25 protein-coding genes and 1 riboswitch are annotated in these 25,827 nt (G+C 68.9%); of the genes, 4 read left to right on the top strand and 21 right to left on the bottom strand.

The window, feature by feature from the left end:
- Positions 1 to 55 precede the first annotated feature (55 nt).
- The 8 genes from GR303_RS00990 to GR303_RS01025 all read right to left on the bottom strand — a co-directional run bounded on the left by GR303_RS00990 (position 56) and on the right by GR303_RS01025 (position 8,780).
- A complete protein-coding gene (locus GR303_RS00990) occupies positions 56 to 1,378 on the bottom strand; it encodes an ABC transporter substrate-binding protein (RefSeq protein WP_161721539.1) in 1,323 nt (440 codons plus the stop codon).
- Between the two features lie 70 nt (positions 1,379 to 1,448).
- Positions 1,449 to 2,534 (bottom strand): ABC transporter permease subunit, encoded by a 1,086-nt coding sequence (locus GR303_RS00995; protein WP_161721540.1) that lies wholly within the window; start codon positions 2,532 to 2,534, stop codon positions 1,449 to 1,451.
- A 13-nt stretch (positions 2,535 to 2,547) separates the two neighbouring features.
- Complete coding sequence (locus GR303_RS01000; RefSeq protein ID WP_201751844.1) at positions 2,548 to 3,504, bottom strand: branched-chain amino acid ABC transporter permease; 957 nt, start codon at positions 3,502 to 3,504, stop codon at positions 2,548 to 2,550.
- A 9-nt stretch (positions 3,505 to 3,513) separates the two neighbouring features.
- Complete coding sequence (locus tag GR303_RS01005; RefSeq protein WP_161721541.1) at positions 3,514 to 4,314, bottom strand: ABC transporter ATP-binding protein; 801 nt, start codon at positions 4,312 to 4,314, stop codon at positions 3,514 to 3,516.
- Positions 4,311 to 6,314, bottom strand: a complete 2,004-nt coding sequence (locus GR303_RS01010) for an AMP-dependent synthetase/ligase (protein ID WP_161721542.1) — start codon at positions 6,312 to 6,314, stop codon at positions 4,311 to 4,313. The genes GR303_RS01005 and GR303_RS01010 overlap by 4 nt, the downstream gene beginning before the upstream one ends.
- Positions 6,315 to 6,529: 215 nt before the next feature.
- Positions 6,530 to 6,733, bottom strand: a complete 204-nt coding sequence (locus tag GR303_RS01015; protein ID WP_161721543.1) for a hypothetical protein — start codon at positions 6,731 to 6,733, stop codon at positions 6,530 to 6,532.
- 268 nt (positions 6,734 to 7,001) lie between these two features.
- Complete coding sequence (locus GR303_RS01020) at positions 7,002 to 7,163, bottom strand: hypothetical protein (RefSeq protein ID WP_161721544.1); 162 nt, start codon at positions 7,161 to 7,163, stop codon at positions 7,002 to 7,004.
- A 48-nt stretch (positions 7,164 to 7,211) separates the two neighbouring features.
- Positions 7,212 to 8,780, bottom strand: coding sequence for a histidine kinase dimerization/phosphoacceptor domain -containing protein (locus GR303_RS01025; RefSeq protein WP_161721545.1), 1,569 nt, complete (start codon positions 8,778 to 8,780; stop codon positions 7,212 to 7,214).
- A 182-nt stretch (positions 8,781 to 8,962) separates the two neighbouring features.
- On the opposite strand from GR303_RS01025, the gene GR303_RS01030 reads away from it, so the two are divergent.
- A complete protein-coding gene (locus tag GR303_RS01030; RefSeq protein WP_161721546.1) occupies positions 8,963 to 9,340 on the top strand; it encodes a response regulator in 378 nt (125 codons plus the stop codon).
- Positions 9,341 to 9,350: 10 nt separating this feature from the next.
- Here the strand turns inward: GR303_RS01030 and GR303_RS01035 are convergent, their stop codons facing one another.
- Entirely contained in the window at positions 9,351 to 10,673 is a 1,323-nt protein-coding gene (locus GR303_RS01035) for a cobyrinate a,c-diamide synthase (protein WP_161721547.1), read from the bottom strand.
- Entirely contained in the window at positions 10,670 to 11,464 is a 795-nt protein-coding gene (gene cobA, locus GR303_RS01040) for a uroporphyrinogen-III C-methyltransferase (RefSeq protein WP_161721548.1), read from the bottom strand. The genes GR303_RS01035 and cobA overlap by 4 nt, the downstream gene beginning before the upstream one ends.
- A gap of 71 nt (positions 11,465 to 11,535) precedes the next feature.
- Between cobA and GR303_RS01045 the strand changes: the two genes are divergently transcribed.
- Positions 11,536 to 12,639, top strand: a complete 1,104-nt coding sequence (locus tag GR303_RS01045) for a cobalt-precorrin-5B (C(1))-methyltransferase (protein WP_161721549.1) — start codon at positions 11,536 to 11,538, stop codon at positions 12,637 to 12,639.
- Between the two features lie 11 nt (positions 12,640 to 12,650).
- Here the strand turns inward: GR303_RS01045 and cobM are convergent, their stop codons facing one another.
- Genes cobM through cbiE form a run of 3 tightly spaced genes read right to left on the bottom strand, consistent with a single transcriptional unit; the run spans position 12,651 to position 15,015 of the window.
- Positions 12,651 to 13,424, bottom strand: a complete 774-nt coding sequence (gene cobM, locus GR303_RS01050) for a precorrin-4 C(11)-methyltransferase (protein ID WP_161721550.1) — start codon at positions 13,422 to 13,424, stop codon at positions 12,651 to 12,653.
- Positions 13,421 to 13,807, bottom strand: coding sequence for a cobalamin biosynthesis protein (locus GR303_RS01055; protein ID WP_246205304.1), 387 nt, complete (start codon positions 13,805 to 13,807; stop codon positions 13,421 to 13,423). The genes cobM and GR303_RS01055 overlap by 4 nt, the downstream gene beginning before the upstream one ends.
- The gene (gene cbiE / locus GR303_RS01060; protein ID WP_161721552.1) at positions 13,804 to 15,015 is read right to left on the bottom strand and encodes a precorrin-6y C5,15-methyltransferase (decarboxylating) subunit CbiE; all 1,212 of its coding nucleotides are present in this window, start codon (positions 15,013 to 15,015) and stop codon (positions 13,804 to 13,806) included. Before cbiE ends, GR303_RS01055 begins: the two co-directional genes overlap by 4 nt.
- 37 nt (positions 15,016 to 15,052) lie before the next feature.
- Between cbiE and GR303_RS01065 the strand changes: the two genes are divergently transcribed.
- Entirely contained in the window at positions 15,053 to 15,805 is a 753-nt protein-coding gene (locus tag GR303_RS01065) for a cobalt-precorrin-6A reductase (RefSeq protein ID WP_161721864.1), read from the top strand.
- Here the strand turns inward: GR303_RS01065 and cobJ are convergent.
- The 8 genes from cobJ to GR303_RS01105 are packed head-to-tail and all read right to left on the bottom strand — an operon-like array spanning position 15,787 to position 24,799.
- Positions 15,787 to 16,551: a precorrin-3B C(17)-methyltransferase gene (cobJ, locus tag GR303_RS01070; RefSeq protein WP_161721553.1), complete on the bottom strand. Its 765-nt coding sequence runs from the start codon at positions 16,549 to 16,551 to the stop codon at positions 15,787 to 15,789. The genes GR303_RS01065 and cobJ overlap by 19 nt on opposite strands.
- Positions 16,548 to 17,285, bottom strand: coding sequence for a precorrin-2 C(20)-methyltransferase (locus GR303_RS01075; RefSeq protein ID WP_246205305.1), 738 nt, complete (start codon positions 17,283 to 17,285; stop codon positions 16,548 to 16,550). Before GR303_RS01075 ends, cobJ begins: the two co-directional genes overlap by 4 nt.
- A 7-nt stretch (positions 17,286 to 17,292) precedes the next feature.
- The gene (locus tag GR303_RS01080) at positions 17,293 to 17,925 is read right to left on the bottom strand and encodes a precorrin-8X methylmutase (RefSeq protein ID WP_161721555.1); all 633 of its coding nucleotides are present in this window, start codon (positions 17,923 to 17,925) and stop codon (positions 17,293 to 17,295) included.
- Positions 17,922 to 19,217, bottom strand: a complete 1,296-nt coding sequence (cobG, locus tag GR303_RS01085) for a precorrin-3B synthase (protein ID WP_161721556.1) — start codon at positions 19,215 to 19,217, stop codon at positions 17,922 to 17,924. Before cobG ends, GR303_RS01080 begins: the two co-directional genes overlap by 4 nt.
- The gene (cobN, locus tag GR303_RS01090; protein ID WP_161721557.1) at positions 19,214 to 22,681 is read right to left on the bottom strand and encodes a cobaltochelatase subunit CobN; all 3,468 of its coding nucleotides are present in this window, start codon (positions 22,679 to 22,681) and stop codon (positions 19,214 to 19,216) included. The genes cobG and cobN overlap by 4 nt, the downstream gene beginning before the upstream one ends.
- 1 nt (position 22,682) lies before the next feature.
- The gene (cobW, locus tag GR303_RS01095) at positions 22,683 to 23,720 is read right to left on the bottom strand and encodes a cobalamin biosynthesis protein CobW (protein WP_161721558.1); all 1,038 of its coding nucleotides are present in this window, start codon (positions 23,718 to 23,720) and stop codon (positions 22,683 to 22,685) included.
- 26 nt (positions 23,721 to 23,746) lie between these two features.
- Positions 23,747 to 24,142: a DUF1636 family protein gene (locus GR303_RS01100; protein WP_161721559.1), complete on the bottom strand. Its 396-nt coding sequence runs from the start codon at positions 24,140 to 24,142 to the stop codon at positions 23,747 to 23,749.
- An 18-nt stretch (positions 24,143 to 24,160) separates the two neighbouring features.
- Positions 24,161 to 24,799 carry a HupE/UreJ family protein gene (locus tag GR303_RS01105; RefSeq protein ID WP_161721560.1) on the bottom strand — a complete coding sequence of 213 codons (639 nt, stop codon included), beginning with the start codon at positions 24,797 to 24,799 and terminating at the stop codon, positions 24,161 to 24,163.
- A gap of 120 nt (positions 24,800 to 24,919) precedes the next feature.
- A riboswitch (cobalamin riboswitch) is annotated at positions 24,920 to 25,105 on the bottom strand.
- A 104-nt stretch (positions 25,106 to 25,209) separates the two neighbouring features.
- Between GR303_RS01105 and cobO the strand changes: the two genes are divergently transcribed.
- A complete protein-coding gene (gene cobO / locus GR303_RS01110; protein ID WP_161721561.1) occupies positions 25,210 to 25,815 on the top strand; it encodes a cob(I)yrinic acid a,c-diamide adenosyltransferase in 606 nt (201 codons plus the stop codon).
- Positions 25,816 to 25,827 lie beyond the last annotated feature (12 nt).

A 25,827-nucleotide genomic window follows, 5' to 3' on the forward strand; every position in this document is an offset into this window, starting at 1 on the left:
TCCCGGCTCACTTCGTTCGCCACCCTCTCCCGCGAAGGGAGAGGGCAGGGTTGCACTAGCTCGCCTTGTCGCAGGCTTCCGTGCGCTTGGGCCAGCCGGCGTTCTTCTCGGCATAGTCCTTCGCGGCGGCCTCGAGCTGGCCGCGGACGCGATCGGTCATCGGCTCGATGGGGTTGGAGATCTTCACCCACTTCGTGCCGTCCCATTCCTGCATGAAGGCGGCGCGGTGGCCGTTGTGGTCCGAGCAGGAGAGAACGAGCTGGTCGGTGAAGCCCTCGAGGCCGAGCGCCTTCAGGCGGGCCGGATCGAGCTTGATGTTCTCCATGCCGCGGCGCACGTCCTCGCCGGTGACCACCTTCTTGCCGGTGATCTTCTGCGCCGTGGCGATGCCCTCGGCGATCAGCAGCGAGTTGTAGATGCCGCGGTTGTAGAGAAGCTCGCCGACCTTGTCCTTCGGAGCCTTGGAGAGGCCCTTGTCGACCACATGCTTCTGGATGTCCTGAATCGCGGGGAAGTTGGCGCCCACCGCATGCCAGTTGAGCATCTTGAAGCCCTTGGCTCCGGCGCCGCCGGCGCGGGCGTCGTCCTCACCCGGCCACCAGATGGAGTAGAACTTGTCCATCGGGTAGCCCGAACGCACCGCTTCCTTCACCGCGGCGCCGTTCATGGAGCCCCAGCCCCACATGATCATGTAGTCGGGCCGGTCGCGGCGCACGCTGAGCCATTGCGAGGACTGGTTCTGCATGTCCTGGGCGGCCACGGGGTAGAGCGCCACCTCGAAGCCGATATCCTTCGCCATTTCCTGGAGCAGCGGAATCGGCTCCTTGCCGAAGGCGGCGTCCAGATGCAGGAAGCCGATCTTCTTGCCCTTCAGCTTCTCGAGGCCGCCTTCCTTCTCGCCGATGTACTTCACGATCATCGACATGCCGTCCCAGTAGGTGGCCGGCGGGTTGAACACCCAGGGGAAGATGTCGCCGCGGGCCGAGGCCGAGAGGCCGTAGGCCATGGAGAGGATCGGGATCTTGTCCACGGAGGCGCGCGGGATGAGCGGCAGGGTGATGCCCGTGGACCACGGGTTCACGATGACCGGGTTCTTGCCCTTCACGGACTCATAGCATTCGACGCCCTTCTTGGTGTCGTAGCCGGTCTCGCACTCCTCGAGCACGAGCTTCACGCCGCCGATGCCGCCGTCGCGCTCGTTCAGCATGCGAAGATAGTCGTGCATGCCGTCGGCGATGGGCGTTCCGGATCCGGCGAAGGGGCCGGTGCGGTAGGTGAAGAGGGGAACGTAGACCGAGTCCTGCGCGAGGGCAGGCAGGGCAGTGCCGGCGAGCAGGGTCGCCACGGCTAGTCCTAGACCAAACTTGCGAAACGACATGTTTCGTTTCCTCCCGTTGCATCGGCCGGAGGGCCGAATTCTTGTTCCGTCGTCTCCTTCGATCCGCCGTTCAGTAGGGGAACGGCCAGACCAGGAGCTTCTGCTTGCCGATCTGCCAGAGCCGCGCGAGGCCGTGCGGTTCGACGATCAGGAAAAAGATGATGAGCGCACCCACGATCATGAAGCGCAGGTGCTCGATCACGTCGGCGCCCACCGAGATGCCGAAGGGCGACAGGATCGCCGGCAGCACGATGCCCAGCACGATGGGCAGGATGAAGATGAGCGCTGCGCCGAAGAACGAGCCGATGAGGCTGCCCAGTCCGCCGATGATCACCATGAAGAGGATGAAGAAGGACTGGTTGATGTTGAAGACGTCGTATTCCGCGCCGCCATACCAGAGAAAGACGAGGAGCGCGCCGGCGACGCCGCAGTAATAGGACGAGACGGCAAAGGCCAGGAGCTTCGTCTGCAGGGGGCGGATGCCCATGAGCTCAGCCGCCAGATCCATGTCGCGGATGGCGATCCACATGCGCCCGATGCGGCCGTGGACGAGATTCGAGGCGAGCCAGGTGAGCAGGATCACGATGGTGAGCACCACGAGGTAGCGCGTCTGGGGAGTGGCGGTCGCGCCGACGATCGGGATGCCGAACAGGGTGCGCAGCGGCGCATCGAGCGCGCCCGAGACGTTGTAGTTCACCAGCCACGGGATCCGGATGAAGCACCATTGCAGGAAGAACTGCGCCGCGAGAGTCGCGACGGCCAGATAGAAGCCCTTGATGCGCAGGGAAGGCAGGCCGAACAGGGCGCCGATGGCGGCAGAGAAGAAGCCGGAGACGAAGATCCAGACGATGACGTTCACCTCCGGAAAGGCGGTCATCAGCTTGTAGCAGGCATAGGCGCCCACGCCCATGAAGGCACCGGTGCCCAGCGACAGCAGGCCCGTATAGCCCGTGAGGATGTTGAGCCCGATGGAGGCGAGGGAGAACACCAGGAAGGGGATCATCACCGCCTGAAGCAGGAAGCTGTTGCCGATGAAGGCAAGAGCATAGGCGGCGAGGATGATGAGCCCGATCCCGATCCGGTCCTGGCGCAGGGGAAAGATCGCGCTGTCGGCGACGTAGCTGGTCTTGAACTGGCCGGCCTCGCGGTAGAGCACTGGCAAACCCCTTTTAAATGCGTTCGATGATCTTTTCGCCGAACAGGCCCTGCGGCCTGTAGAGCAGGAAGATGAGGGCGATCACGTAGGCGAGCCATGTCTCGACCCCGCCGCCCACCAGCGGCCCCCAGTAGAACTCCCCGATCTTCTCGCCGACCCCGATGATGAGCCCGCCGATGATGGCGCCGGGAATGGAGGTGAAGCCGCCGAGGATGAGCACGGGCAGGGCCTTCAGGGCGATGATCTGGAGCGAGAAGGAGACGCCGGAGCGCGCGCCCCACATGATGCCGGCCACCAGCGCCACGATGCCGGCGGCAAACCAGACGATCACCCAGATCTGGTTGAGGGAGATGCCGACCGATAGCGCCGCCTTGTGGCTGTCGGCGACCGCGCGCAGGGCCCGGCCGATGCGGGTCTTGGAGAAGAACACCGCCAAGAGGCCGATCATGATCGAGGCGATGACCGCCGCGGCGATGTCGAGGTGCTGGAGGCGCACCCTTCCACCCAGCATGTCCAGTTCAGTCGTTCCCTGCGGCAGGAACAGCGCGTCGGTGATCATCTCCTTCGGATTGCCGCCGAAGATGAGTTCGCCGAAGCCGATGAGGAAGTAGGTGAGCCCGAAAGTCGCCATGAAGAGGATGATGTCGGGCTGGTTGACCAGCGGTCGCAGCACGATCCGCTCCACCAGCACGGCCAGCACGAGCATCGTCACGGCCGCAAGGATCAGGGCCAGGAAGGCCGGCACGCCCTTCTCGTAGAGACCCACCAGGGTCAGGGCCGCAAACACGACCATGATGCCTTGGGCGAAGTTGAACACGCCGGAGGCCTTGAAGATGAGCACGAAGCCCAGCGCGATGAGCGCATAGAGCACGCCGGAGACGAGCCCCTCCCAGAGGGTCTGGATCAGGAGATCCGGCGCCTCACCCATGAAGACGAACGGCTCGATGAGAATCTTATAGAGAATGTCCATCGCCCGCCCTCAATGCGCCACGCCGAGATAGGCATCGATCACCCGCTGGTCGCCCTTGACCTCGGCGGGCGTGCCGTCGGCGATCTTGCGCCCGTATTCCAGCACCACGACCCGGTCGGAGAGATCCATCACCACGCCCATGTCGTGCTCGATGAGGGCGATGGTGGTGCCGTATTGCTGGTTCACTTCGAGGATGAAGCGGGACATGTCCTCCTTCTCTTCCAGGTTCATGCCGGCCATGGGCTCGTCGAGGAGCAGCAGCTCCGGCTCCATGGCGAGCGCCCGCCCGAGTTCGACCCGCTTCTGCAGCCCGTAGGGCAGGCGTCCTACCGGGGTTTTCCGGATGTGCTGGATCTCGAGGAAGTCGATGATCTCCTCCACGACGCGGCGGTGCTCGACCTCCTCCCTCATGGCCGGACCGTGCCGGAAGAGCTGCCAGAAGAAGTTGGAGTTCATCTTGATGGAACGCCCGGCCATGATGTTGTCGAGCGTCGACATGCTCTTGAACAGGGCCACGTTCTGGAAGGTGCGGGCGATGCCGCCGCGCGCCGCCTCGTAGGGGCGCATCTTCGGGCGCTTCACGCCCTTGAAGGTGATGCGCCCCTCGGTCGGGTAGTAGAAGCCGTTGATGCAGTTGAGCATCGAGGTCTTGCCCGCGCCGTTGGGGCCGATGATCGCGCGGATCTCGCTCTTGCGGATGTCGAAGGACACATCGGTGAGCGCCTTCACGCCGCCGAAGCTTAGCGACACGTTCTCGACCGCGAGCAGCACGTCGCCCTTGGCGAAGACGGGATTGTCGGGCGCTCTCATTCTGCAGCCTCCGGTAGGGGCGTCGTGTGTTCGGCCGGATACAGCTTCATGTCCCTGATCTTGACCCGTGCGGAGATGACGCCCTTGCGGCCGTCCTCGAACGTCACCTCGGTCGAGATGTCGGCCTCGGTCGAGCCGTCGTAGAGCGCATGGATGAGGGGAGCGTAGCGGTCGGCGATGAAGCCGCGGCGAACCTTCTGGGTACGCGTCAGTTCGCCGTCGTCGGCGTCGAGTTCCTTGTGCAGGATGAGGAAGCGCTTGATCTGGGCGCCGCCCATGCGCGGCTCGGCGGCGAGCGAGCGGTTCACCTCGTCCACATGCTTCTCGATCATGTCGTAGACCAGGCGGTGACCTGCGAGCTCCTGGTAGGAGGCATAGGTGACGCCGTTGCGCTCGGCCCAGTTGCTCACCGCCACGAGATCGATGTTGATGAAGGCCGCCACGTAATCCCGGCCGTCGCCGAAGCAGACCGCCTCCTTGATGTTGGGATAGAACTTCAGCTTGTTCTCGACATATTTCGGCGGGAAGAGCGAACCGTCCCGCATCTTGCCCACGTCCTTGGCGCGGTCGATGATCTTGAGATGGCCGTTCTGGTCGAAGAAGCCGGCATCGCCCGAATGCACGAATCCGTCGGGCGTCTTCGTCTCCGCCGTCTTCTCCTCGTCCTTGTAGTAACCCACGAACACGCCCGGCGAGCGGTAGAGCACCTCGCCGTTGTCGGCGATGCGGATCTCCACCTGCGGGGCCGGGCGGCCCACCGTGTCGGCGCGGATCTCTCCGTCCGGCTGCATGGTGATGTAGACGGATGCCTCGGTCTGGCCGTAGAGCTGCTTCAGGTTCACGCCGATGGAGCGGTAGAAGCGGAAGATCTCCGGCCCGATGGCCTCGCCGGCCGTGTAGCCCACCTTCACCCGCGTCATGCCGAAGCGGTTGCGCAAGGGGGCATAGACGAGTACGTCGCCGAGCTTCCAGAGGAAGCGGTCCCACAGGCCGACGCCGGGCTCCCGGTTCAAGATCCTCTCGCCCACCTTGTTGGCGTGGTCGATGAAGAAGTGGAACATGCGCCGCTTGAGCGCGCTGGCATCCTCGATGCGCACCATGGTGAGCGTGAGCATGCTCTCGAAGATGCGCGGCGGGGCGAAGACGTAAGTGGCGCCGATCTCGCGCCGGTCGTCTGCCACCGTCTCCGGGCTCTCGGGACAGTTCACGCACAGGCCCGCCAGGAACGCCTGCGCATAGGAGAAGATGTGGTCGCCGACCCATGCGATCGGCAGATAGGCCATGATCTCGTCGGTCTCGTCCAGCTTGTCGAATTCGCAGCCGATCCGGGCGGCGGCAATCACCGCGTCGGAGGTGAGCATCACCCCCTTGGGGCGGCCCGTCGTGCCGGAGGTGTAGAGGATGATGGCGAGGTCCGAGCCCTTGCCCTCCTGCAGGACGCGCTCGATCCCCTCCGCCTCCTTCGGATCGGCCAGGCGCGCACGTCCCTCCTCGACGACGGATGCGATGGAATGCAGGCGGCTGTGGTCGTAGTCCCGCAGGCCCTTCTGCTCGTCGTAGAGCACGTGCTGAAGCTGCGGCAACTGGTCCGACACGGAGAGAATCTTGTCGACCTGCTCCTGGTCCTGCACGGCCGCATGGGTCACTTCGGCGTGGCTGAGCACATAGGCCATCTCCTCCGCGACCGAATCCGCATAGACCGGGATCGGGATCGCCCCGAGCCACTGGGCGGCGGCGATGGTCCAGTAGAGATAGGGACGGTTATAGCCGATGATGGCGATCTTGCCGCCGCGCTTCAGGCCGAGCGCCTGCAAGCCGCTGGCATAGGCCCGCACGATCTCGTGTACCTCGCCCCAGGTCCATGATTGCCATATCCCGAGGTCCTTGTGCCTGAACGCGGTGCGGTTCGGGCGTATGCCCGCGTTGCGCACAAGCAGTTTCGGGAATGTGTCTGCGCGCGCATCTGCTGCCGTCGTCAAAGACGTCAACCTCCCTGGCATCCGCGCAATGATATCGCGCGGGATGGTTCCGTTCCCTCTCGCGCAGGGTTGAACCCTTGCGCCTGACCGGTCGGCGCCGGCCGTGCCCGTTACGGGCTTGGTTGGGAGGCATTCTGTCGTGCCGGGGCAGGGACGGCAAGGTGCCAGCCACCGCTACCATGGGATAATGCCGGGCTGTTGCGGGAGCCTGCTTGTTCCGGCTCCGCCTGCAGCGCTCACGGCACGGCTGTCATGGCGGCGGGCTCGATCTCGTCGGCTCGCACCAGGCGCTCGATGCCGACCGTGTTCTTGATGCGGTAGACCGGCGTTTCGCCGGGATGGGAGACGAGGCAGACGATGCAGTAGGTGCGGCGGTCCGAGGCGCCCGAGGCGGGCCTCGTGACCCGAACGAGCTGGCCGATGTGAAATGCCTCTTTCATCGACGTCTCCATTTCCTGAGGCCCGCTGCCGGAGCTTGGAAGATCGGGTAGGCCGGGTCTCGCTTTCTCGAGCCTCCCGTCAAGCTTCGGCGCCGTTCATGTGCCTTCTCGGGCTTCGGCCGGGATCAAGAACGATGGCTGGGGCGAAACGATGGCGGAGCGTCCTTTCCGGTCATCCAGGGGCATGATGTCGTGCCGCTCCCGATGCGCGAAAAGGACCCCGGGCGCCATCGCGCCCGGGGCTCTCTGCACGGGAGGGGAATGGCGGCTACTGAGCCGGCGGGGCCGGGTTGGCGCGCGGATTGGCGGGGGCCGAGTTGTTGGCGGGCTGGTTCGCGTTGTCCGTGCTGCCGGTCTGGTCCGGTCCGTCCTCGCCGCAGGCGGCGAGGGCGAGCAGGGCGGCCAAGGGCAGGATCAGCTTCAAGCTCATGTTGGTCTCCTCTCATGGACCTGTTCAACTCCAGCCCGCCCGGGAGGTTCAGGCGGGCTGGATCGGCATCGTCACCGTGAAGCGGGCGCCGGAAGGGGTGTTGGGGCCGGCCTCCACCTGGGCCTGGAGCTGACGGGCCGTGTTCACGATGAGGCGGGATCCGAGGCTTCGCCGGTTCTTGGAGAGGTCGAAATCCGCCGGAAGTCCCACGCCCAGATCCGTCACTTTGAGCCGGAGCTGCCCGCCTTTTGCCGAGAGGCGCACCTGGACCGGCCCGCCGCCGCCTTCCGGGTAGGCGTACTTGAAAGCGTTGGTGACGATCTCGTTCAGCAGGAGGCCGAGGGAGATCGCCCGGTCGATCGAGATCATGACCGGGTGGCCGTGAAATTCCAGGCGGTGCTCCACTGCGGTTTCCTGCAGCTTGCGGCACAGGTCGTTCAGGAAGCCGCAGAGATCGACGCTCTCCGCATCGTATTGCCGCCAGAGCCTGTCATGGATCTGCGCGATCGTCTGGACTCGGGCATAGGCATCCTCCAGCGCCTGCCGGGCTTCGGCGCTCGCGGTCGAGCGGGACTGGAGGCCGAGCAGGCTCGCCACGAGGGCGAGGGAGTTCTTCACCCGGTGGCTGACCTCCTGGGTCATGAGCTGGCTGCGCTCCTCGGCCTCGCGCTGCCGGGTCACGTCCGTGCCGGTGCCGAACCAGCGGAGGATCCTGCCGTCCGCATCCCTGACGGGAAGGGCGCGGGAGAGGAACCAGCGGTACTCGCCGTCGCGGCCGCGCAGGGGGAAGGTGTCCTCCCAGTTTTCCCCGGTTTCGAAGGCGTGACGGATCCGCTCGACCACGCCCTCCACGTGGTCCGGGTGGTGCACAGCGCGCCAGCCCCAGCCGCGCATCTCGTCCAGGGTGGATCCCGTGTACTCGAACCAGCGGTCGTTGTACCAATAGACCGCCCCGGAAGGGTCCGCCATCCAGGCGAGCTGCGGGATTGAATTGGCCAGGGTGCGGAAGCCCTCCTCGCTTTCCTGCACGGCTCTCTCCATCCTGATGCGCTCCATCGCCACGCCCAGGATGTTGGCCACGCCTCCGAGGAAGGTGATGTCGGCCTGCGTGAACTTGTTCTCCTGCGGGCTGTCGACCTCCAGCACCCCGTACGACCACTCGCGTCCGCGGATCGGCACGTTGATGGCACGCCGGACGCCATGCTCGACCATGATCTGGGAGGCGCGGAAGCGGTCCTCGCCCTCGGCGGCAGCGGCTCCGAGATGGCTGGAGATCACGGCCTCGCCGGTACGAAAGGCATAGCCTGCTGCCGATGCGATGTCCGAGCCGACGAGCGCATGCCCGACCAAGCCCGGCCGCCACCCGACGCCCGCACGCAGGAGGAACTTGTCGTCCTCGGGGCGGTATTCGAGCACCTTGGACAGCTCGCTGCCGAGACCGTTCGCGCTGACGCGACAGGCCTCCTGCAGCAGAAGGTCGAGCTCGGTGGCCTGGAGCGCAAAGAGAGCGAAGCCGGCGAGAGCCTCCTGCTGGCGGAGCCTGTAGGCCAGCTCCTCGGATCTCTGCGACAGGGGCAGGAGTTCGGGACCCTTGGGATGCGATGGGCTGATGCTCACGAACCGGACCCGACGCGATGGAGACGGGGATAGCGACTATTCCAAACGCCCCTGCCCGCCGCTCCGTTCCTCAGGCGACATTCCCAGCATGCATGGGTCGGACCCTTCGACATCTGGAACAGCCAAAGGGATGGCGAATTGACTCGGACTGGAAACCTCGCCCTGCGATCCAGGAGGCTGGGATGTTGAACGGCATGCGTGTTCTCGTCGTCGAGGACGATCCGGCCATCGCCACGGACATCAGCGACCTCATCGAGCGCGCTGAAGGGGAGGTGGTCGGGCCCGTCGGGTCCCTGCGCGAGGCCCGGCAGACGGTCAAAAGCGATCAGGCGATCGACGCCGCCGTTCTCGACGTCAACCTGGGGGATGGCGACATCACGCCGGTGCTGGAAACCCTGCGGGCGCGGCACGTGGGCGTGGTGGTCTATACGGGCGCCAGCGGGCTGCCGGCCGGCGTGGGCGAGCGCCATCCCGACATCGTCGTGCTTCAGAAGCCCGTACAGCCCGGGCGCATCGTCGGCGAGATCCAGCGTGCCCGCCGCGCCGTGAGCGCCGCCTGAGCCTGGGCCATCATTCCCACGCGATGGCGTGAAAGAAGCTGCCGGTCACGAGGCCCCGGCGATGGCCGGCGGTGCCGAGATCGTTGCCCTCCGCATCGGCGATGGAGGCGAAGGCCGCCTCCCGCGACGGGTCGCTCCCCGTCACCGAGGCGTAGTGGAACTCATGCCCGACGAGGCGTCGGCCCGCCGCTCCCAGCACGCCGTCATGCAGCAGATGCGCCACCCGGTAGCCGAGATGCATCCGCCGCTTGGCGTAGCTCGTCTCCACGGGCAGCAGATCCGCCATGGCATGGACGTTCCCGTCGCCGTCCTCGAGGGACCGGCCCAGCACCATGTAGCCGCCGCATTCGCCGTGAACGGGCCGGCTTTCGGCGAAGCGGCGCAGGCCTTCGAGGAAGCGCCGCGCACCCGCGATGCGCCCGGCGTGAAGCTCCGGGTACCCTCCGGGCAGCCAGCAGACATCGCAGTCCGACGGGGGCGTCTCGTCCGCCAGCGGCGAGAAGGTCACGACCTCCGCCCCTGCGCTGCGCCAGGCCGCAAGCACGTGCGGATAGACGAAGGAGAAGGCCCTGTCGGAGGCCAGCGCGATCCGCTGCCCGGGGGGCGGCACGGGGATTGCGCGCCCCGCCGTTTCGAGCCGCGTCGGGCGGGCGAGGGCCACCAGGCGGCCGAGGTCGAGAGCGGACTCCACCGCATCGGCGAGGCGTTCCAGCCGGGCGTCGAGTTCCTCAGTCTCGCCGGCCTGGACGAGGCCGAGATGGCGCTCGGGCAGGGCGAGGTCGGGGTTGCGCATGAGCGCGCCCAGCACGGGCAGGCCGATGCGCGCCATGCCGTCCTCCACCAGCCGGCGGTGGCGCTCGCTGGCGACCTTGTTCAGCACCACGCCGGCCACTTCGATGCGCGGATCGAAGCGGGCGCAGCCGAGCGCGACGGCGGCCGCCGATTGCGCATGGCCGGAGACGTCGAGCACGAGGATCACCGGCCAGCCGAACAGGGCGGCGATATCGGCGCTCGCACCTGTGCGGCCGGTTTCCTGGCGGATCCCGTCGAAGAGGCCCATGGAGCCTTCGGCGATGACGATGTCGGCGTTCCCGGCGGCCCGGGACGCAACGGCTCCGAGCAGAGCACCGCTCATGGCGAAGCTGTCGAGGTTGAAGCTGGGTGCGCCCGTGGCGGCGGCGTGGAAGGCCGGGTCGATATAGTCCGGCCCGCATTTCACCCCGCGCACACGTAGGCCCCGGCGGGCGAGCGCCCGCTGGAGGCCGAGCACCACGGTGGTCTTGCCCGAACCGGAGCGCGGGGCGGCGACGAGAAGGCCGGGGCCGAGGCTCACTGGGCGGCCTCGCTGCCGAACTCGAGAAGGTGGTTGGCGATGGCCGCGCGGAAGGCGGCGATCGCTCCGACGGCGACGATGGCCGGCGAGCGGATGTGACCGTCCTCCGCAAGCTTCGGCAGGCTTTCGAGCGTTGCCTCCACCACGCTCTCCTTGGAGGTCGTGGCGCCGTGGACGGCGATGGCGGGCGTGTCGCCGGGAAGCCCGCCCTCCATGAGGCCCTGCACGATGGAGGGGAGGCTAGACACGGCCATGTAGAGCACGATGGGCGCGCCGGTGCGGGCCAGCGAGGTCCATTCGAGCTGCGCGTCGGGCGCAGGGTGGCCGGTGGCGAGGATCACCGCGTGGTTCGCCTTGCGCATGGTCGCCGGCACCCCATGAATGGCAAGCGCGGCGAGGCCGCTCGATACGCCGGGAATGATGCGGAACGGGATGCCCGCCTCCGACAGGGCCAGGGCCTCCTCGCCGCCGCGCCCGAAGATGAAGGGATCGCCGCCTTTCAACCGCAGCACCCGCTTGCCCTCGCGCGCAAGCTGGATCAGACGCTCGCAGATGTCGCGCTGGGACGCCGAGGGCCGCCCGCCGCGCTTGCCGGCAAATTCCAGGGCGGCGCCTTCGCGGGCGAAGGAGAGCACGGCCGGGTCGACCAGCGCGTCGTAGACGATGACATCGGCCTTTTCGAGGGCGTTCAGGGCGTGGATCGTGAGCAGGCCCGGATCGCCCGGGCCGGCGCCGACGAGCCAGACCGTGCCGGGGGCGAAGGGCGGCGTGAGGCGGGAGAGGGCGGTCATGAGACCCTCCGGCTGTGCCTGGGAGCCGCGATGTGGGTGTTGAAATTCATGGCGACGTTGTAAGAGGGCGCATGGACGAGAGCAAACCCGCCGGATCGCTGCGCCGTGGCTGGACCACGGGCGCCTGCGCCACGGCGGCGGCCAAGGCGGCCTATATCGGCTGGCAGGCGGGCGAGTGCCCGGATCCCGTCGAGATCGTGCTGCCGGGCGGGGCGCGGCCGGCCTTTTCCCTGGCGCTTGCGGAAATCATCGCAGGCGGGGCGCGGGCGGGTGTCGTCAAGGATGCGGGCGACGATCCCGATGTGACCCATGGCGCCCTGGTGATCGCGACCATCCGTGCCGGAGCGCCGGGCTCGGGCGTGACGTTCCGTGCCGGGGAGGGCGTCGGCACGGTCACCCGGGCCGGTCTTCCCTTGCCGCCGGGCGAACCCGCCATCAATCCGGTGCCGCGCCAGATGATCCGCGACAACCTGGAGGAGGCGGCGCGCAGCCTCGGCGGGGCTACCGACATCGAGGTCGAGATCGCCATTCCGGGCGGCGAGGCCATCGCGCAGAGGACGCTCAACCCGCGCCTCGGCATCCTGGGCGGGCTGTCGATCCTCGGCACCACCGGCGTGGTGGTGCCCTATTCCTGCGCGGCCTGGATCCACAGCATTTACCGCGGCATCGACGTGGCGCGCGCCGGTGGGCTCGACCATGTGGCGGGCGCCACCGGCTCCACCTCCGAGAAGGCCGTGCAGGCGCTCCATGATCTGCCGGAGCAGGCTCTCATCGACATGGGCGACTTCGTCGGCGGCATGCTGAAGTACCTGCGCCGCAATCCCGTGCCGAAGGTCACCATCGCGGGCGGCTTCGCCAAGATGACCAAGCTCGGGCAGGGGCTGCTCGACCTGCATTCGCGCTCCGGTGCGGTCGATCTCGACTGGCTCGCCGAGCGTCTTGGAGAGACCGGCGCGGATGCGTCCGTCGTGATGCAGGCACGCAGCGCCAATACCGCGCTCGAGGTGCTTGAGACTGCCAGGAGCCTCGGCCTGCCGCTCGGCGACGTCGTGGCGCAGCACGCGTGGGGCACAGCCGCCAAGGCCCTGCGCGGCGCGAGCATCGCACTCGAGGTCGCGGTGTTCGACCGCAACGGCCAACTCGTGGGCCGCGTGCCGTTCCATCCGGTTGTCTGAAGGCGCGCGCCTCATGGGCTCTCCCCGCGGGTGCCCGGGCGAAAGCGCCGGTCGTAGCCGGTCGAGTAGAGCGCGCTGTCGCGGAAGCCCCGCGCGTCGAGGGTGCGCCCCACCAGGATCAGCGCCGTGCGCTCCAGCTTCTCCGCGCGCACCATCGCGGCGATGGTGGAGAGCGTTCCCTTGATCACCCGCTCGTCCGGCCAGGAGGCACGCCAGACCACGGCTGTGGGGCAATCCGCGCCGTAGGCCGGCAGCAGCTCCTCGACCACCTGCTCGATCACGTGAATCGAGAGATGGATCGCGAGCGTCGCCTTCGTCTGCGCGAAGGTGGACAGCCGCTCCGTCTCGGGCATCGCGGAGGCGCGTCCCGACGTGCGGGTGAGAACCACCGACTGCCCGATCTCGGGGACCGTCAGCTCGCGCCCGAGGGCCGCCGCCGCCGCTGCGAAAGCGGGGACGCCGGGCGTGATCGTGTAGGGGATGCCCAAGCCGTCGAGCCGCCGCAGCTGCTCGCCCATGGCACTCCAGATGGAGAGGTCGCCGGAATGCAGCCGCGCCACGTCCTCCCCGTTCTCGTGCGCCCGCACGTACTCGGCCGTGATTGCGTCGAGGTCGAGAGGCGCCGTGTCCACGAGGCGGGCACCGGGCGGACACCAGGAGAGGATCTCCGGCGGCACGATGGAGCCCGCATAGAGGCAGACGGGGCAGCGCTCGACGAGCGAGCGTCCACGCACGGTGATGAGATCGGCGGCGCCGGGGCCGGCGCCGATGAAGTGAACCGTCATGGGTCGGTCTCCGAGCGGGCGAGGGCGCAGGTGGCGGAGGACGAAGCGATGCGCTCCAGGATGAGCTCGGCCCGGGGCCCTGCGGCTGCCAGCGCCGCCGCCTCCGCGACCGATCCGACCCCGTGGGCAGCGATGGAGCGCGCCGATTGCGTGCGCACGCGCGGCGCTGCTTTGGCAAGGTCGGACGCCGCAACGGACGATGCCATGGCATTCAGTCTCCGGGCCGCTTCCGAGAAGGCGGGCAGGGTGGCGAGAACCTCGATGGTCGCAAGCCTGCTCAGGCTGTCGGGTGCAAGCGCCGCGCGTTCCAGCGCCAGCTCCACGAGCATCACGATCTCGTCTGCGGCGACGCCACGCCTGAATCCTACGCCTGCCACGATCATGGCTTCGTCACCACCCATTGCGTGACGGGCATGGCCGCCCGCCAGCCGTGCATGGAGCCGACGGACTCCAGGCGCGAGAGCGCGAGGCGCCGCATGATGCCGCCATGCCGGCTGTAGAGCGTCCCGAGCAGCGTCTCGGTTTCCAGCGTCACCGCGTTGAGCACGAGGCGCCCGCCGGGCTTCAGCGCCGACCAGGCCGTGTCGAAGACGCCGGCTTCCGATGCGCCGCCGCCGATGAAGACCGCGTCCGGCGCCGGCAGATCGGCCAGCGCTTCCGGTGCGCGGCCGATGCGGATGTCGAGCGCCGTTGCGCCGAGTTCGAGCGCATTTCGCCGCGCCCGCTCGGCCCGCTCGGGCCGCTCCTCGATGCCGATGCAGCGGCTGCGCGGATGGCGCAGGCACCATTCGATGCCGACGGAGCCGGCGCCGAGGCCGATGTCCCAGAGCAACTCCCCTGCCTTCGGCGCCAGGGCCGCGAGGGTCAGCGCGCGGATCTCCGCCTTGGTGAGCTGACCGTCGTTGTCGAACCACGCATCCGGCAGTCCCGGCGCGAGGGTGACGATGCGGGCATCGTGCGCTGCCGCAACCTCGATGGCGATTGTATTGAGCGGGTCGATACCGGCCATCTCAAACGCATCGGCGCGCGAGTGGCGGATGCGCTCGCGCGGGCCGCCCATGGCTTCGAGCACCGTGATTCTTGAGGCGCCCATGCCGCGAGCCTTCAGGAGTTCCGCAAGTTGTTCCGGCGTCGATCCGTCCCAGGACAGGGCGAGAAGACGTGCGCCGGGCTGCAGATAGGGGATGATCCGCCTCAGCGCCCGCCCGTGCAGGCTCACGCAATCGCAATCCGGCAGCGACCAGCCCATGCGCGCGGCGGCGAGGCTGAAGGCCGATGGGTGCGGGAAGCACACGATCTCCTCCGGCGCAATCAGGCGCGCCAGCTCCGCGCCGACGCCGTAATGGAACGGATCGCCTGTTGCCAGAACGCAGGTGGGCCGGCCGCGGCGCGCCAGGATCATGGGATAGCCCTCCGCGAAGGGGCTTGGCCAGGCCTGCGTCCGTGCCGGGAGGGGCGCCGCCAGGGCGAGGTGACGCGCGCCGCCGATCACGAACTCCGCCCGGTCGAGGGCGGCCAGAGCCGCGGGGGAGAGGCCCGCGCGCCCATCCTCCCCGATGCCGATGATGGTGAGCCAGGGAGCCTCAGCCATGCTCGACTCCGCCGCGGAGTTGGGGGAAAAGAGGCGCATGCGCATCCTCATTCTGGGCGGCACGACGGAAGCCGCCGCGCTCGCGGCGCGGCTCTCCGGCCATCCCGCCTACAGCCCGATCCTGTCCATGGCCGGGCGCACCAGCGACCCGCGGCCCCTGCCGGTTCCAACCCGCATCGGCGGCTTCGGCGGCGTGGAGGGGCTCGCCCGCTTTCTGGTGCAGGAGCGGATCGAGGCGGTAATCGACGCGACGCATCCCTTCGCCGCCATTATGTCCCGCAACGCTGCCGACGCCTGCGCGCAGGCTCAGGTTCCGCTGCTCGCCCTGCGCCGTCCGCCCTGGACCGCGCAAGAAGGCGACCGGTGGATTGAGGTGGGGACCATGGAGGAAGCCGTCAGTGCATTGGGCGAGGAGCCCCGCCGCGTCTTCCTCACGGTCGGTCGTCTCGAACTCCCGCCCTTCGCAGCCGCGCCGCAGCACACCTATCTCGTGCGCACCATCGAGCCCATCGGCGATGCGCTGCCGGCGCCGAACGTCATCGCGATCCGGGACCGCGCGCCTTTCGACGAGGCGGCGGAGCGCGCGCTCATGGAGCGCGAGCGGATCGAGGTTGTGGTCACGAAGAACTCCGGCGGAGCCGCCACCTATCCGAAGATCGCCGCGGCGCGAGTCCTCGGGCTGCCCGTCGTCATCGTGGCGCGGCCCGAGAAGCCGCGCGGCGTCGATGAGGTTGCCACCGCCGAGGCGGCTTTCGATTGGCTCGAGCGCCGTCACGGCCGCACCCCGTAGAAGCGCGGCGTGTAGACCCAGGGCGCCGCACCCTCGTGCCGCTCGATCAGCCGCGTGGTGCTTGCGCCGATCATCACCAACGTGGACATGTCGGCCATGGAGGCCTCAACCTCCGAGAGGCTCAAGATCCTGATGCGCTCATCCGGCCGCATGACGGCGCGGGCGAGCACGATCGGCGTATCCGGCCCACGCATCTCGGACACGATCCTGAACGCGGCGCCGAGCTGCCAGGGGCGCGCGGATGAGATCGGGTTGTAGAGCGCCACCACGAAGTCTGCCGTCAGCGCCGCGCGCAACCGCGCCTCGACCACCTCCCAGGGCTTCAGGTTGTCCGAGAGCGACAGGGCGCAGAAATCGCCGCCCAGGGGAGCGCCGACGCGTGAGGCTGCCGCGAGCATCGCGGTGATGCCGGGCTCCACGCGGATGTCGAGAGCGCGCCATGCGGGGTCGCCGTTCTCGATCGCCTCGAACACGGCTGCGGCCATGGCGAACACGCCGGGATCGCCGCCCGACACCACGGCGACCCGTGCGCCGCTCGCGGCAAGATCGAGCGCGAAGCGCGCCCGGTCGAGTTCCACGCGGTTGTCCGAGGCGTGCCGGCGCTGGCCGGGCCGCTCCGGCACGCGGTCCACATAGGGTCCGTAGCCCACGAGGTCGGTGGCCGAGGCGAGCGCCTCCGACGCGGCCGGCGTCAGGTAGCGCGGATCGCCCGGGCCGAGCCCGACGACGGTGACGAGACCCGTCATACGCGCCTCCCTTGCCCCGGCACGATGACGAGCGAGAAGTAAGGGGCGTCGAAATCCTCGGTCAGTTCCGGCAGCGGAACGATTCTCTCCTCCGTCATGGTGGCGCGCTCCACATAGATGGCGCGCTCCAGAAGGCCTGCGGTAGCGAGCGCTCTGCGGACCTTCGGGAGATTGCGTCCGAGCTTCATCACCACGGCGGCATCGGTGCAGGAGAGTCGCCGCGACAGTTCGGCCTCCGACAATGTTCCGGGCAGGACGGTGAGCACGTCGTCGCCCCAGGTGATCGGCGCGCCGGCGCGGGTCCAGGCGCCCGACATGCCGGAAACGGCGGGCACGACCTCAATCGATACCCTGTCCTTGAGGCGCCACCACAGATGCATGAAGGAGCCGTAGAAGAAGGGGTCGCCCTCGCAGAGGACGGCAACCGTGCGGCCGGCCTCCGTCTCCGCGAGAAGCTGCGCGGCGGCGGCCTCGTAGAACGGGTTGAGGGCGGCGGCGTAGTCCGGGTGGTCGGCGGGGATTTCGGTGGTCACCGGATAGACGAGGGCGATCTCCCGCTCGTGGTTGGCACCGACGACCGCATCCGCGATGCTGCGCGCGTTGCCGCGCCGCCCGCGCTTGCAGAAATGGACGAGCCGGTCGGCCGTTTCCAGCACCCTGCGGGCGCGCACGGTCATGTAGTCCGGGTGTCCGGGACCGAGGCCGAGGCCGAAGAGGCGGATGGTGTCGTTCATGGCCGCCTCACTCCACCGGGCTCGCGAGGGCATTGACCGCCGCCGCCGCCATGGCGCTGCCGCCGCGACGTCCGTGCACGACGAGATACGGCACGCGCCCGTCCCGGGCGAGCGCCTCCTTGGACTCGGCCGCACCGATGAAGCCGACCGGGATGCCGATGACGGCGGCGGGCTTCGGCGCTCCGGCATCGAGCATCTCGAGCAGGTGGAAGAGGGCGGTGGGCGCATTGCCGAACACCACGAGCGCGCCTTCCAGCCGCTCGCGCCACAACTCCATGGCGGCCGCCGAGCGGGTGTTGCCGAGCTCGGTGGCGAGCGCCGGAACGCGCGGATCGTCCAGCGTGCAGACCACCTCGTTCTTGGCCGGCAGACGGGAGCGGGTGATGCCGTTCGCCACCATCTTGGCATCGCACAGGATCGGCGCACCGCGCCTCAAGGCCGCCTCCGCCGCTTCCGCGAAATCGGGCGAGAGCTCCACATCGCGCGGCAGGTCTGTCATGCCGCAGGCATGGATCATGCGCACGACCACGCGCTCGGCGGTGCCTGAAAAGCGGGTGAGATCCGCCTCGGCGCGGATGATCGCGAAGGAGCGGCGATAGATTTCCGCACCCTCGCGGATGTAGTCGCGGGGGGCGCTCATCGCGGATTGCCCGCAAAGGCAAGGCGCAGGTCGTCGGCGGGTTTCAGCGGCAACAAACGGGTCATGAGATCGTCGATGGAAAGATGGAGGAGGGGCGCGTCGCGGGTCGAGCCGCCCGGCACCGCGTCATAGCGGCCATCGGGGCGTCCCACCAGGGTGAGATCGGCCCGGCCCGGATGAGCGCAGCCTTTCGCGCAGCCAGAAACGTGAAGAATGACGCCCTGCTGGAGGAGGCTTTCGCAGGATTGTGCCATCCGCATCGCATCGGCAGGTGCCGGCACCCAGGCGCTCCCGCAATCGGGCTTGCCGGGGCAGGCGATCAGGGAGAGGCGCGGGTCCTGCGCATCGGTGATGAAGCCGGCGCCATGGGCTTCGGCGAGAAGCGGCGCCATCGACTCCTCCGCAATCCCCGGCAGCAGGAGGCCGCGCGTGAAGGAGAGGCGGATCTCGCCGTGGCCGAAGCGCTCGCTCCAGGCCGCGGCTTGCGCGATCTGCGCGGCGGTGCAGCGGCCGAAGGGGAGGGCGAGGAGAGCGGCTTGCCCGTGGTTGAGAGCCATGGCGCCGGCGCGGGGAGCAGCGGGCCGCGGCGGCGGCGCCGCAGCCGGTTCGAGGGATGCGCGCTCCGACAGCGCCTGCACGAGGTCCGGTTCGAGATCCCGCAGCCGCCGTGCCTCGGTCCGGCCCGCGCGCCGCATCTCCGCGAAGCCTGAGAGGACGGCGCATGCGGCATCGGGCCCTCGCGCGTGGGAGGCGGTGCCGATCCAATGCAGGCCGCCGGGTGCGGCCGCGCCGAACGCGACGGCATTGTCGGCCGTCGCCACCAGGTGGAGATCGGCGCCGACCGGATCGAGCGGCATCGCGCCACCGCCATCGACGGCCACGAAGACCTTTGCCGGAAGGCCCTCGACGGCACCCGCCATGGTTTCGATATCACGCGCCAGGGTCGGCGCATCCCAGCGGTCGAGCGGGTCGAGGCCGGCCAGCGGCGACAGCACCGTCAGGCGGTTCGGTCCATCGCCCTCCGGCTCCGCGAGGCCTTCGCGGTCGAGAAGGGCGAGCAGGGGAGGATAGGTCTCTTCCTTCACGCCGCGGATCTGCAGGTTGCCGCGGGCGGTGACGTCGAGATGGCCGTTGCCGTGTTCATGCGCAGCCTGGGCGACGAGGCGCGCCTGGTGGGCGGTAAGCCTGCCGCCGAAGGGTTGCAGGCGCACGAGCAGGCCGTCGCCGGTTGCCATCGGGCGGCGCACGCCCGGACACCATCCCCTGCGTGCGATGCTGGCCTGGGCTCTCATTCGGCGGCCTCCCTGCGTCCATCCTCGAAGAAGGCTGCAACGGAATTGAGGCGGCTCTCCCACAATCCTCGCCGGCGCGCATCGGCCAGCCGGTCGCGGATCGCCTGAGCGGCGGCGGGATTGGCTGCCGACAGCTGCGTCCAGGTCGCCTCGTCCGCGATCAGCGCGGTGAAGACGAGGTCGAGGCTCGTGGAGGATACGGCCTCCGTCGTGGCGGCAAAGGCGAAGAGCGCATCGACGCCTTGGGCGATCTCCGCCGCGCCGCGCCAGCCGTGGCGCAGCTGCCCCGCGATCCAACGCGGGTTCGTCAGGCGTCCGCGCACGAGCCGATCCACGTCTTCCGAAAGGGTGCGGGCCTTCGGCGCCTGCGGGCGGCTCGTGTCGAGGCTGTAGAGAGCAGGAGCCGCACCGAGCGTCTGCGCCGCCGCCGCGAAGCCGCCGATGGCATCCGCGGCGGAATCGCCGTCGAGAATGTCGCGCTCGGCCACGTCGCTCACATGGACGAAGGCCTCCGCCTGCCCGACCCGTTGCGGGAAGCTCGCATCCAAGCGGGCCTCGCCGCCCGCGCCGAGCGCATGGGAGGTGCCGTCCAGATAGGTGCGGCCGAGATCGTTCTTCGTCGCCCATTCCCCGTCGAGGGCCTGCGCGGACACGCCCGCGCCATAGGTGCCGGGCGCGGAGCCGAACACGCGCGCGAGCGCCTCGCCCCGGCGACGGGCGGCGGCGAGTGCGTTCCACTCGTCGTCCTCATCGAGCGCCGCGACCGCGCGGGCCGCCTGGTCGAGGAGCGCGATCTGGTCCGGAAAGGTGTCGCGGAAGGCGCCGGAGACGCGGACCGTCACGTCGGCGCGGGGGCGGTCGAGGAGCGGCTGCGGCACGATCTCGAAGCCGGTCAACCGCGTCGAGGCATGATCCCAGGTCGGGCGCACGCCCATGAGCGCGAGGGCGTGCGCGATGTCCTCGCCGCCCGATCGCAGCGTCGGCGAGGCCCAGAGGTCCATCACGATCCGCCGCGGCCAGTCGCCCTGCTCCTGCAGGTGGCGGCGCACCACTTCCGCCGCAGCGCGCCAGCCGAGCTCGGTGGCGGCGCGGGTGGGGATGGCGCGCGGATCGAGGGTCGCGAGGTTGCGGCCGGTGGGCAGCACGTCCGTCTGCCCGCGCGAGGGCGAGCCGGAAGGTCCGGGCACCACGAAGCGGCCGTCGAGCGCCCGCAGCAGGCCCTCGCGCTCGCCTGCCGCGCAGGCATCGAATCCGTGGGGTGCCTGCCCGAAGACATGCAGCCCGTCGCGGATCGTCACCTCGCCGAGATCGCACAGATGCGCATCGAGGCGGGTCAGGGCCTCGTCCATCGGCATGGCGTGCTCGACGCCGCAGGCGGCCGCCAGCCCGCTGGCCTGCGCGCGTTCGAGGATCTCCTTCGCCACGAGCTCCGCGCGTCCGGGATGCAGCACCTGGGCGGAGGAGAACTCCTCCACCAGCTCGCGCAGGGCCGCGGCCTCGCCGTGAAGACCGGCTGCGCCGGTTTGCGGCGTGAGATGGCCGAGGGTGACGGCGCCGATGCGGCGCTTGGCGGGAGCGGCCTCGCCCGGATCGTCGACGATGAAGGGATAGATCACCGGCACCGCGCCGGCGACGAGGCGCGGCCAGCAGGTGGGGGAGAGCGCCACCGCCTTGCCGGGAAGCCACTCGGTCGTGCCGTGGGTGCCGAGATGGACGAGGGCGTGAATCCGCTCCAGCGACCTCAGGCCGACATAGAACGCGAGATAGCCGTGGCTCGGGGGGCATTCGGGATCGTGATAGAAGCCCTTGCGATCCAGGCCATGGCCGCGATCGGGCTGAAGCGCCACGAGCACATTGCCGGCGCGCACCGCGCGGAAGCGGAAGGCATCCTGCTTGAAGGCAGGATCGCTCTCGATGCTGCCCCAGCGGGCAACGATGGCGGCTTGCTGCTCGGCGGGGAGCGTATCGAGCCATGCGCGATAGGCGGCGAACGGAACCTCGAACCTCGCTTCGCCTTCGGTGAGACGCGGCATCAGATCGTCGCCGGTGAAATCCCGCTTCGCCTCGTAGCCGGCATCGCGGAGCAGATCGAGGATCGCGCAGGCACTGGCCGGCGTGTCGAGTCCGACGGCGAATCCCGCGCGCCCGCCGCGAGCCGGGTAGTCCGAGAGAACGAGCGCCAGCCGGCGCTCCTGGCGCGGCGTGCGGGCGAGGCGCCCCCAGGCGGCGGCCATGTCGGCAATCGCGTCGATGCCCCCGGCATCCGGCGCCTGCACCCGGCGGGAGAAGGCGAGCGCCGGATCGGAGGCTTCTTCCGCCTTGAACGAGACGGGACCGGCCGCGATCCGCCCGTCGAATTCGGGCAGGGCGATCTGCATGGCGAGATCGGCGGCGGAGAGGCCGCGCGGCGAGGCCTCCCAGGCCTCCCGGGGGGTGCCGACGGGAATGGCCTGCAGGATCGGGCAATCGGCCTCGTCGAGAACGAAGCTGTCGTCGTCGCGGGAGGAGAAGGCGGTGGTCGTGACGATGATGTCAGGGCGGCGCGCCCGGATCGTGCGCCGGAGGACCGCCACAGCTTCCGCGTCCTTCAGGCTCGATACCGCCAGCACGAGCGGATCGATGCCGCGTTCGGCGAGAGCCGTCGCCAATGCGTCGACGGCCTTTGTGTCGCCGGAGAGCACGGCGGAGCGGTAGACGAGGATATAGGCGAGGGGGCGCTCGCGGGAGAGGCGGGCGAGTATGGCTTCCGGCTCGACGATGCAGCCGGAACCATTCCCACAGCCCTCATCCTGAGGAGCCTGCGGGGCAGGCGTCTCGAAGGAGCCTCCAGAGAGCACGGGATCCTCCTTCGAGACGCAGCCTGACGGCTGCTCCGCAGGATGAGGTTCCTGAGTGGAAGACCGGTCTTGCTGCAACCCTCCTGCCATCCACGCGAATGCGCGCGGCGCGGCACGCGGCGGCTCGACGGCGGCACCGCCCTTGCCGATCTCGGCGCCGATGCGTGCGAGCAGGCGTTCCATGTTGTCGATGCCGCCGGCCTGGAAATAGGCCTCGATCTCGTCGCAGAGAGCCTGCGGAACGGTGGCATAGGCTGCAAGCCGCGGATCGGGGCGGTCGTCCCCGGGCAGCACGGCGAGCTTCACGCCGTGGGCGCGGCAGGTCTGCGAGAGGTGCTCGATGCCGTAGCGCCAGTAGTCGAGCCCACCGAGGCAGCGCACGAGGACGAAGCGCGCCTTCGATGCCGTCCTGTCGATGTAGAGGTCGACGGAGAGGGGGTGGCGCAGGCGGCGCAGGGAGGCGAGGCGAAGCGAGGGGCCGCCCCGTTTCAGCCGATGCGCGGCCGCCAGCGCGCCGAGGTCACTGTCCGCGAACGAGAGGACGACGATATCCCCGGGCGGCTGCTGGAGGTCGATGGCCTCCGCGCCTTCCTCCAGGGATACCGTTGTGACCGCAAGGAGGTGCATGTCATCCCGCGCGCAGAGCCGCTTCGACCGCCTTCACGTCGAAGCCCTTGAGGCCGATGACCACCATGCGGCCGTCGCGCGCCTCGCCGGCCTTCCAGGGCCGGTCGAAATGATGCGCGATGCGCTGGCCGACGCCCTGCACCACGAGGCGCAAGGGCTTGCCGTCCACGGGCGCGAAGCCCTTGATGCGCAGCACCCCCGCGGCCTCCGCCGCGCGCTCGACGCGGGCGACAAGAGCTTCCGGCGTGGCGACGGGACCGACGGGGATCGCGACGCTCTCGAAATCGTCGTGGTCGTGATCGTCCGCCGTCTCGTGATGCGAGGGGCGGGAGTCGAGATCGGCTTCGGCCGCGGCGCCCATGCCGAGCAGCACTTTCGGATCCACCCTGCCGTGAGCGGTCTCGATCACCTTCACGGCCCGCGGCAGGTGCCCATTGATTTCGGCGAGAACCTTCGATTTATCGCCGGTCTGCATCTGGTCGGTCTTGTTAAGGATGATGAGGTCGGCGCAGAGGAGCTGGTCCTCGAAGACCTCCTCCAGCGGGTTCTCGTGATCGACGGAGCTGTCGGCCGCGCGCTGGGCTTCGAGCGCGTCCGGATCCTCCGCGAAGGCGCCGGAGGCCACGGCCGGGCCGTCCACCACGGCGATCACCCCGTCCACCGTCACGCGGGAGCGGATGTCGGGCCAGTTGAAGGCGCGGACCAGGGGCTTCGGCAGGGCGAGGCCGGAGGTCTCGATGAGGATGTGCTCAGGGGGGGTGGGCCGGTTGAGCAGCGTGTTCAGGGCCGGCACGAAATCGTCCGCCACCGTGCAGCACAGGCAGCCGTTGGGCAGTTCCACGATGTCTTCTTTCGTGCAGCCCTCGATGCCGCAGCCCTCGATGAAGGAGCCGTCGAAGCCGAGATCGCCGAACTCGTTGACGAGCACCGCCAGGCGGCGCCCGCCCGCATTCTCGAGGAGGTGGCGCACCAGGGTGGTTTTGCCGGCGCCGAGGAATCCGGTGATGATCGTGCAGGGGATCTTCGAGAGATCGCTCATGAAAGCTTGCCTTCCGGCGGCGTGTCTCAAGCCGCGCTGTCTGTCTTGAACGGGGGAATGCGGGCAACGACGCCCTTGCGGAACGCCTCCGGCCGCTCGCGCCAGGGCACGAGGCCGTCGGCGGTTGCCGCATAGCGGCGCAGGCCGTCGAGGATGGTCTCGACCGAGGTCTCGGCGTTCAGGTCGCCGTAGATGTAGGTCCATCGTCCGGGGCCGGAGACCGCGATGGTGCAGGGACGCTTGCAGACGGAGAGGCACTCGACCGCCTCCACCCGCACCTTCGGGGCATCGGGTTGCTCAAGCGCCTCGATCAGCGCCCGGTGGAGGATCGCACCGGGCCGCAGCGCCCTGTCGTCCGGGCCACCCGCCTGACGGCAGGTGACGCAGACATGCAGGCAGATCTCCTCGGGGGATGAGACCATGGCTTCAAGCCGTGCCGATCAGGCGGAGGCTTGCAGCGACAGGACCAGGGTTGCCGCGCCCATCGCCGCGACGGCAAGCCCGGCGAGGCGAAGCTGGAGCGAGGCTGCAAGGGAGGCCTTCGCGAAACGCTGCGCCAGGAAGGCAATGCCGGTGGTGAGCGCCGTCTGAACCGCGACGAGGCCGACCAGATAGGCGGCGAGCGGGGTCGATTCGGCGCCGATGATCGACTCTCCGAGGGCATAGCCATGCACGGCGCCGCCGGCGGCGAAGAGGAGGGCGGTCAGAGCATAGGGGAGGGTGGTCCGGATCGTCGCCGCAAGGCCGATGATGACGACGCTCAGCGCCACGAGCGTCTCCGCATAGGGCAGGTCAGCGCTCATCAGATGCAGGCCGACGCCGGCCGCCATGGCCACGATCCAGAAGGCCGGGAGCGTGAGGCCGCGGGCGAAGCGCGAGGCGACCAGGCCGACGCCCACCAGGGCGGCGAGGTGGTCGAGACCGATGACGGGATGGCCGAGGCCCGAGAGCAGGCCCTGCGCGAGGGTCTCCGGCGTCATGCCGCCCATGGGATGGTGGGCAAGGGCCGGGGTCGCGGCCATGAGGCCGGCGAATGCGAGGGCGAGGAGGCGGGTCTTGGGCAGAATCGGTGCGGTCATCGTTCTCTCCGTCGGGAGACTCAAGGGGCGAGAGTCTGGTGCGCTTCCACGGACGGAACCGAACGACCGAGGGTCATTCGACTACGGTCACCGCCGGCACACCCCGTCCGACAGACCCGATAGAAGCAAAGGCTGACGGCAGGTCTCCTGGCTCGCGGGTCGATGCTTTTCGCCGCCTTCCCGGGATTGCATCCCAGTGGCATTTGGAGCGAAGGCTCGCCGCTTACAGTTGCGGGGGCAGCCGCGGTGTCTCACCGCATTCCCTTTTCACCCCGTTGCCGGGGCACCGTCGTCACCATGCTTATCTGGCCGGGAAGGATGTTTCAAGCCTGCGCCTCGGGCATGGCCGGCCTTGAAATCCGGCCGGAGCCTGTTCATGGTGCGGCCCTTCCACAGGAAAGCAGGCCGGGATGACCCAGGACGAAGAGGCGCGCCACCGCGCCAAGATGATCAAGCGCAAGGAGGTGCAGGACCGGGAGGTCGCCTCGAAAACCATCGAGAAGGGGCTGCTCATCGTCCATACCGGTCCCGGCAAGGGCAAGTCGACGGCGGCCTTCGGGCTGATGCTGCGGGCGCTCGGGCGCGGCTTCCGGGTCGGCGTGGTCCAGTTCATCAAGGGCGCCTGGGAGACGGGCGAGCGCATGGCCCTGGACCGCTTCGCCGATCAGGTCGAGTGGCACACCATGGGCGAGGGCTTCACCTGGGAGACGCAGGACCGCTCCCGCGACGTGGCGGCGGCGGAGCGCGCCTGGGCCAAGGTCAAGGAGCTGATGGCCCGCGAGGACATCCGCCTCCTGGTGCTCGACGAGCTCAACATTGCCCTGCGCTACGAGTATCTGGATCTGGCCGACGTGGTCGAAACCCTGAGGCGGCGCAGGCCCGATCTCCACGTCGTCGTGACCGGCCGCAACGCCAAGCCGGAGCTGATCGAGGCCGCCGATCTCGTCACCGAGATGACCCTGGTGAAGCACCACTTCGCCGCGGGCGTGAAGGCGCAGGAAGGCGTGGAGTTCTAGATGCGCGCGCTG

It is taken from the genome of Microvirga arsenatis (assembly GCF_009910705.1).
GTDB lineage: Bacteria > Pseudomonadota > Alphaproteobacteria > Rhizobiales > Beijerinckiaceae > Microvirga > Microvirga arsenatis.